Annotated in this window: 6 protein-coding genes; 5 read left to right on the top strand and 1 reads right to left on the bottom strand. The window is 69.0% G+C overall.

All coding sequences use genetic code 11. The annotated features are described in order from the left end of the window. Positions 1 to 196 precede the first annotated feature (196 nt). Positions 197 to 1,132, top strand: a complete 936-nt coding sequence (gene trxB, locus ABZ260_RS43680) for a thioredoxin-disulfide reductase (protein ID WP_355629735.1) — start codon at positions 197 to 199, stop codon at positions 1,130 to 1,132. Between the two features lie 67 nt (positions 1,133 to 1,199). Continuing rightward, positions 1,200 to 1,523 (top strand): thioredoxin, encoded by a 324-nt coding sequence (gene trxA / locus ABZ260_RS43675; protein ID WP_350913707.1) that lies wholly within the window; start codon positions 1,200 to 1,202, stop codon positions 1,521 to 1,523. 197 nt (positions 1,524 to 1,720) lie between these two features. Here trxA and ABZ260_RS43670 read toward each other — a convergent pair whose 3' ends face one another. Further along, complete coding sequence (locus ABZ260_RS43670) at positions 1,721 to 2,341, bottom strand: GNAT family N-acetyltransferase (protein ID WP_326646217.1); 621 nt, start codon at positions 2,339 to 2,341, stop codon at positions 1,721 to 1,723. Positions 2,342 to 2,639: 298 nt separating this feature from the next. Here ABZ260_RS43670 and ABZ260_RS43665 point away from each other — a divergent pair, with 298 nt between their 5' ends. The 3 genes from ABZ260_RS43665 to ABZ260_RS43655 all read left to right on the top strand — a co-directional run bounded on the left by ABZ260_RS43665 (position 2,640) and on the right by ABZ260_RS43655 (position 6,317). Further along, positions 2,640 to 3,872 carry a PLP-dependent aminotransferase family protein gene (locus ABZ260_RS43665; protein WP_355629732.1) on the top strand — a complete coding sequence of 411 codons (1,233 nt, stop codon included), beginning with the start codon at positions 2,640 to 2,642 and terminating at the stop codon, positions 3,870 to 3,872. A gap of 188 nt (positions 3,873 to 4,060) precedes the next feature. Then, entirely contained in the window at positions 4,061 to 5,014 is a 954-nt protein-coding gene (locus ABZ260_RS43660) for a D-alanine--D-alanine ligase (protein ID WP_350913709.1), read from the top strand. A 244-nt stretch (positions 5,015 to 5,258) separates the two neighbouring features. Next, entirely contained in the window at positions 5,259 to 6,317 is a 1,059-nt protein-coding gene (locus ABZ260_RS43655; protein ID WP_355629730.1) for a beta-eliminating lyase-related protein, read from the top strand. Positions 6,318 to 6,687 lie beyond the last annotated feature (370 nt).

The following is a 6,687-nucleotide window of genomic DNA, read 5'->3' as shown; positions in this document are numbered from 1 at the left end:
ATCATCACAACAACACTCTTCCCAAACCCCACCATATACCTATCTCTCCCCATTCCGGGGACGGCCGGGCACGTTTTCTTCCGGGCCGGGCCTTCCCGTTCTTCCACCTGCGGATCCGTCGGTGCACCGGGCGGGAATCAGCTGCGCCTAGGATCTGTTGACGCCGGTGGCATCGACAGAGGGAGAGGCACGAGCACTGATGGACGTCCGGAATGTGATCATCATCGGATCGGGTCCCGCCGGTTACACATCCGCTGTGTACTCCGCGCGTGCCGACCTCAACCCACTGGTCTTCGAGGGATCCGTCACCGCCGGTGGCGCCCTGATGAACACCACCGAGGTTGAGAACTTCCCGGGCTTTCCCGACGGCATCATGGGCCCCGACCTGATGGACGGGCTGCGCAAGCAGGCCGAGCGGTTCGGCGCCGAGCTGGTCGCCGACGACGTCGTGGAGGTCGACCTGGCCGCCAGCCCCAAGGTCGTCAAGACCGCCACCGACACCTTCTACGCCAGGTCCGTCATCCTGGCCACCGGTTCCGGCTACCGCGAGCTGGGCGTGCCCAACGAGAAGCGCCTGTCCGGCCACGGCGTGTCCTGGTGCGCCACCTGTGACGGCTTCTTCTTCCGCGGCCAGGACATCGTGGTCGTGGGCGGCGGCGACACCGCCATGGAGGAGGCCATCTTCCTCACCCGGTTCGCCTCCTCGGTGACCGTCGTGCACCGCCGCGACGAGCTGCGCGCCAGCAAGATCATGCAGGACCGCGCGTTCGCGAACGAGAAGATCCGCTTCGTCTGGGACAGCGAGGTCGTCGACGTGCTGGGCGAGAACAAGGTGAGCGGGGTGCGCCTGCGCAACCTCAAGACCGGCGAGGAGTCCGAGCTGGCGGCCACCGGCCTGTTCATCGCGATCGGGCACGACCCCCGCACCGAGCTCGTCAAGGGCCAGGTGGAGCTCGACGACGAGGGCTACATCAAGGTCGACGCCCCCTCGACCCGCACCAACCTCGACGGCGTCTTCGCCGCCGGCGACGTCGTCGACCACACCTACCGGCAGGCGATCACCGCCGCGGGCACCGGATGCGCCGCCTCGCTCGACTCCGAGCGCTGGCTGGCCGAGCACGCCGGCGAGTGACGCCGGCCCGCGAGACAGACGGACATCAGGTATAAGCCACCCATCAGGACAGAGGGAGAGTAGGACATTGGGGACCATCAAGCACGTGACCGACGCCAGCTTCGAGGCCGACGTCCTCAAGAGCGACAAGCCTGTGATCGTCGACTTCTGGGCCGAGTGGTGCGGTCCGTGCCGGCAGGTGGCGCCGATCCTGGAGGAGATCGCCGGCGAGCAGGCCGAGAAGCTCACCATCGTCAAGCTGAATGTCGATGAGAATCCGGCAACGGCCACAAATTACGGCGTACTCCAGATTCCCACCCTGAACGTCTATAAGAACGGAGAGGTTGTGAAGCAGATCATCGGTGCCAAGCCGAAGGCCATGCTGCTTCGCGAGCTCGAGGGCATCATCTAGGCCCCCTGCGGCCGGCCGCCCCCCACGGCGCCCGCCGTATCACCCGCTTCCGAGCGGCACACCCACCCACAGAAAGCCCCCCGCCTCACCGCGGGGGGCTTTCACATGCGCCGGGCGTACCGGGTCTCGGCTGCCAGATCGTGGGCATGAAGGAACGCGCGGACTCCAAGGTGGCGCCGTACGGGCTCCAGGGGGTCTCAGACGGGCCGCAGGGCCCTCTCCGGACTCATGCTCCCAAGGAGCCTCTCCAGTGCCACCTCGACGTCCTCACGCCACGAGACGGCGTTCTTGAGCTCCAGGCGGAGGCGGGGGAAGCGCAGGTGCGGACGGACCGTCTTGAAACCCACGGAGAGCAGGTAGTCGGCGGGCATCAGGCACGCGCCCGGCTGCTCCCACTTCAGGTCGCCGAACGCCTCGATCGCCCGCACCCCGCGCCGGGTCAGGTCCTTGGCCACGCCCTGGACCAGCATCCGGCCCAGGCCGCCCCCGGAGAACTCGGGGATGATGTGCGCGGTCATCAGCAGCACCGCGTCCGCGCTGACCGGCGAGGTCGGGAAGGCCACCGAGCGCGGCACGTAGTGCGGCGGCGCGTAGAGCACGAAACCGGCCGCCACCCCGTCCACGTAGACGATCTTGCCGCAGCTTCCCCACTCCAGCAGCGTGGAGGAGATCCAGGCCTCCTTCTCCAGCCCCGGATCACCGGCCTTCACCGCCCGATCCGCGTTGACGGGATCGAGCTCCCAGAAGACGCACCGGCGGCAGCGGCGCGGCAGGTCGTCGAGATTGTCGAGGGTGACGTTTGCCAGCCGACGCGACACCTGTTGGCCCCAATCCTGGCGAGACGAGTGCAAGCCATGGCGAAAAACGCGCGAAAACGGCGTCTCCAGCTGGCATCGTAGCTCAGTGCGGGTCTTGGTTTCAGGAGGTCCCATCCCCACACGCAGATGACCACGACCTCTGACGTAACCTGGTTTCTCTAATATGAGCGCTTTGTGCGCCACACAATTTAGGAGGTGGACCGTGCCCCAGGATAAAGATCACGGTCAGGCCATCGCTCCGACCCAGGGATCGCGTATCGACGCCTACGTCGACCGGTACGCGGCACGAGCAACCGGGATGGTCGCCTCCGAGATTCGAGCTCTTTTCTCCGTCGCGTCGAGGCCCGAGGTGGTCTCGCTCGCCGGCGGAATGCCGTACGTCACCGCCCTGCCCCTGGACGTGGTGGGGGAGCTGGTCGCCGACCTGGTCGCCAAGCGCGGTACCGTCGCGCTCCAGTACGGCTCCGGTCAGGGCGACCCGCACCTGCGCGAGCAGATCTGCGACGTCATGCGGCCGGAGGGCATCGAGGCCAACGCCGACGACGTCGTCGTGACCGTCGGCTCCCAGCAGGCCCTCGACCTGATCACCCGGATCTTCATCGACCCGGGTGACGTCGTGCTCGCCGAGGGGCCTTCCTACGTCGGAGCCCTGGGCACGTTCTCCGCCTACCAGGCCAATGTCATCCACGTCGCGATGGACAGCGAGGGAATCGTCCCCGAGTCGCTGGCCCAGACCATCTACGCGCTGAAGAGCGCGGGCAATCGGATCAAGTTCCTCTACACGATCCCCACGTTCCAGAACCCCGCCGGGGTGACGCTCAACGCCGTGCGCAGGCAGCAGGTCCTGGAGATCTGCCAGCGGGCCGACGTGCTGATCGTCGAGGACAACCCGTACGGCATGCTCGGCTTCGACGGCGAGCCCATGCGGACGCTCCGCGCCGACAACGCCGAAGGCGTGGTCTATCTCGGCTCGTTCTCCAAGACCCTGGCCCCCGGCTTCCGGGTCGGCTGGGCGCTCGCCCCGCACGCCATCCGCGAGAAGCTGGTGCTGGCGATGGAGTCCGCGGTCCTTTCGCACTCCTCCTTCACCCAGCTGGCCGTCGGCCAGTATCTCGCCACCCAGCCCTGGCGCGAGCAGATCAAGTCGTTCAGAGAGCTCTACCGCGAGCGCCGCGACACCATGCTCGCCTCGCTGGAGGCCCTGATGCCCGCCGGCGTCACCTGGACCCGCCCCGCGGGCGGGTTCTTCGTCTGGGCCACCCTCCCCGAGGGGCTCGACTCCAAGGCCCTGCTGCCCCGCGCGGTCGCCGAACGGGTGGCCTTCGTACCGGGCACCGGTTTCTTCGCCGACGGCAGCGGCGCGCGGAACATGCGGCTCTCCTACTGCTATCCGGAGCCCGACCGCATCCGCGAGGGCGTCCGCCGCCTGGCCGGGGTGATCGAGCAGGAGCTCCGGGTCCGCGACACGTTCGGAACCGGCTCGTCTCCGGACCGCGTCGGGGTCGACACTCCGGGCCCCGATCTCGCGTAACCATGCCGCACGGTAGGTGTCCCGTGACGACGGGACACCTACCGGCATGATCTCCTCCCACCCGGTACCGTACGGTGACTTCCTGTGCCGGTGCGCGGCGATAGATCCGGTCCGCCGGGAAGGCCGGGCCATGCGCGACGAGAGCGACAGAACAGGCTCGGAGCGGGCCTTGACGAGAGGTATGTCGGATGAGTGACCTGGGCCATGTGCTCGTCCTGGCGGGCGGACTCTCCTACGAGCGGGAGGTCTCACTGCGTTCGGGGCGACGGGTGAGTGAGGTGCTGCGAGGGGCCGGCATCTCCGTGGAGACCCGCGACACCGACGCGTCGCTGGTTCCCTCCGTGCTCGCGGACCCGCCGGACGCGGTCTTCGTCACCCTTCACGGCGGGGCGGGCGAGGACGGCGCCATCCGCACGGTGCTCGAACTCCTCTCCGTCCCGTACGTCGGTGCCGGCCCCGACGCCTGCCGGGTCGCCTACGACAAGCCCACCGCCAAGACCGTCGTCCGCTCCTTCGGTCTGCGCACCCCCGAATCGGTGACGCTGCCCAAGGAGACCTTTCACGACCTCGGCGCCTCCGCGGTGCTGGCCCGCATCGTGGAGCGCCTCGGCCTGCCCCTGTTCGTCAAGCCGTCCCGCGGCGGCTCCGCGCTCGGTGCGTCGATAGTCCGCAGCGCGGAGGAACTTCCCGCCGCCATGGTCGGCTGCTTCGCCTACGGCGACACCGCGCTGATCGAACGCTGCGTCGACGGCGTCGAGGTCGCCGTCTCCGTGGTCGACCTCGGGAACGGGCCGGTGGCCCTGCCTCCCGTGGAGATCGTCCCCGACGAGGGCGTGTACGACTACGCGGCCCGCTACACCGCCGGGCACACCGAGTTCTTCGCCCCTGCCCGCCTCTCGCCCGAGGTCTCCGCGGCCTGCGCCGAGATGGCCGTGACCGCGCACACCGCCCTCGGCCTCCGGGACATCTCCCGCACCGACCTGATCGTCGACGCGGACGGCCTGCCGCACTTCCTCGAAGTCAACGTCGCCCCCGGCATGACCGAGACGTCCCTCCTCCCCATGGCCGTGGAGGCCGCCGGCGACGACCTCGGCACCCTCTGCCGGATCCTCCTCGAACAGGCCGCCGCCCGCGGCGCCTGACCTCCGCTCGCTCCCCTGGGAATGGTCGAAGCGCGCGACAGGGGCCGGGCGGGGAGCCTGGAGCGCGGCCCTGGGGGAACACCGGCGGTCCGATCATCAGCCGATCACGGGCCGGTAAGGGCCCGAACGGGTGAGCGCGGCGGTTCGGTGGAGGGCCGCCGAGAGCCCCCGGGCCGACGGGAAGCCGGCCGGAGCGGACCAGGGGGCCGTACCGGTGAGCGAACCGTCCCCCTACGCTGGCCGTGTGCTGACCTCCACCCCATTTCCCAAGAGCTTCGCCAGTGACAACCACGCGGGCGTGCACCCCGCGGTGCTCACCGCCGTCCTCGAAGCGAACACCGGAGACGCCCCCGCTTACGGCGAGGACGTCTGGACCGCCGCGATGGAAGACGCCTTCGGCGCCGAGTTCGGTCCCCAGGCGACCGTCTACCCGATGTTCAACGGCACCGGAGCCAACGTCGTGGGGCTGGGACTCGCGCTGCGGCCGTACGACGCGGTGCTCTGCCCGGTCACCGCCCACATCAACACCAACGAGTGCGGCGCGGCCGAACGCGTGCTCGGTGTCAAGCTGGTCACCATCCCCACCGATGACGGCAAAATCTCCGTGGACGACATCCGGGGCCGGCTGTCCGTGCTGGGGGATGCGCACCACTCCCAGCCCAGGGTCATCTCCATCTCCCAGGTGACCGAGTGTGGCACCTGCTACACCGCCGACGAAGTCGTCGAGCTCGCGGAGTTCGCGCACGCGCACGGCCTCTTCCTGCACATGGACGGCGCCCGGCTGGCCAACGCGGCGGCCGAACTCGACTGCTCGCTCCGCTCCCTCACCACGGACGCGGGCGTGGACCTGCTCAGCTTCGGTGGCACCAAGAACGGCGCCATGGGCGCCGAGGCGCTCGTGGTCCTCCGCCCCGAACTGGACGCCCCGACGCCGTTCCTACGCAAGCAGGGAATGCAGCTCGCTTCCAAGATGCGCTTCGTCTCCGCCCAGCTGACCGCGCTCCTCACCGATGACCTCTGGCGCGAGAACGCCGCCCACGCGAACGCCATGGCCCACCGCCTGGCCGAGGGCGTCGCCGACCTCCCCGGCGTCTCCCTGCGTTACCCGGTGCAGTCCAACGCGGTCTTTCCCGCCCTCCCGGAGAAGGTCATCGCGGAGTTGCAGCAGCGCTATCTCTTCCATGTCTGGGACGCGGCCGAGAACGTGGTCCGCTGGGTGACCTCCTTTGACACCACCACCGAACACGTCGACGCCTTCGTCACCGACATCCGGCTCGCCGTCCAGGGGGCGGCCGGCTCCTGAGTGACGGCTGTTTCACGTGAAACAGCCGTCCACGCGAGCCCGCCATCCCCGAATGTGAATCTCGGCGTTCCGGTACGGCACCCCTGCCCGTCCCCGTCGATCGGCACTCGATGTTTCACGTGGAACGGCGCCGTCTCCGTCGCGGCGGCAGGGGGCCGCACCGGCCAACCCCGGCGCGCCGGCGTCAGGGGCGGAACACTTGGCAGCCGTACGGCCCTGAGGCCTCGCGTGCGCGTGCGGCAAGGCGTATTGAACCCGAGGGTTTCACTCGACCGTCGCGGTGGCGTACGACGGCCAAGGAGGGGCGTCGGGAACATGAGAACGGCCTCCCTGTTTCACGTGAAACAGGGAGGCCGTTCGAGCGGAGAAC

Source organism: Streptosporangium sp. NPDC006013 (assembly GCF_040614275.1).
Taxonomy (GTDB): domain Bacteria; phylum Actinomycetota; class Actinomycetes; order Streptosporangiales; family Streptosporangiaceae; genus Streptosporangium.
The sequence above is the reverse complement of the archived record's forward strand: the minus strand, read 5'-3'. Positions and strand labels throughout refer to the sequence as shown.

What these genes read in the sequence shown, in the direction of transcription:
- ABZ260_RS43665 (WP_355629732.1), top strand. Translation starts at nt 2,640, where the DNA reads ATGGTCGCCTCCGAGATTCGAGCTCTTTTCTCCGTCGCGTCGAGGCCC.
- ABZ260_RS43660 (WP_350913709.1), top strand. Translation starts at nt 4,061, where the DNA reads ATGAGTGACCTGGGCCATGTGCTCGTCCTGGCGGGCGGACTCTCCTAC.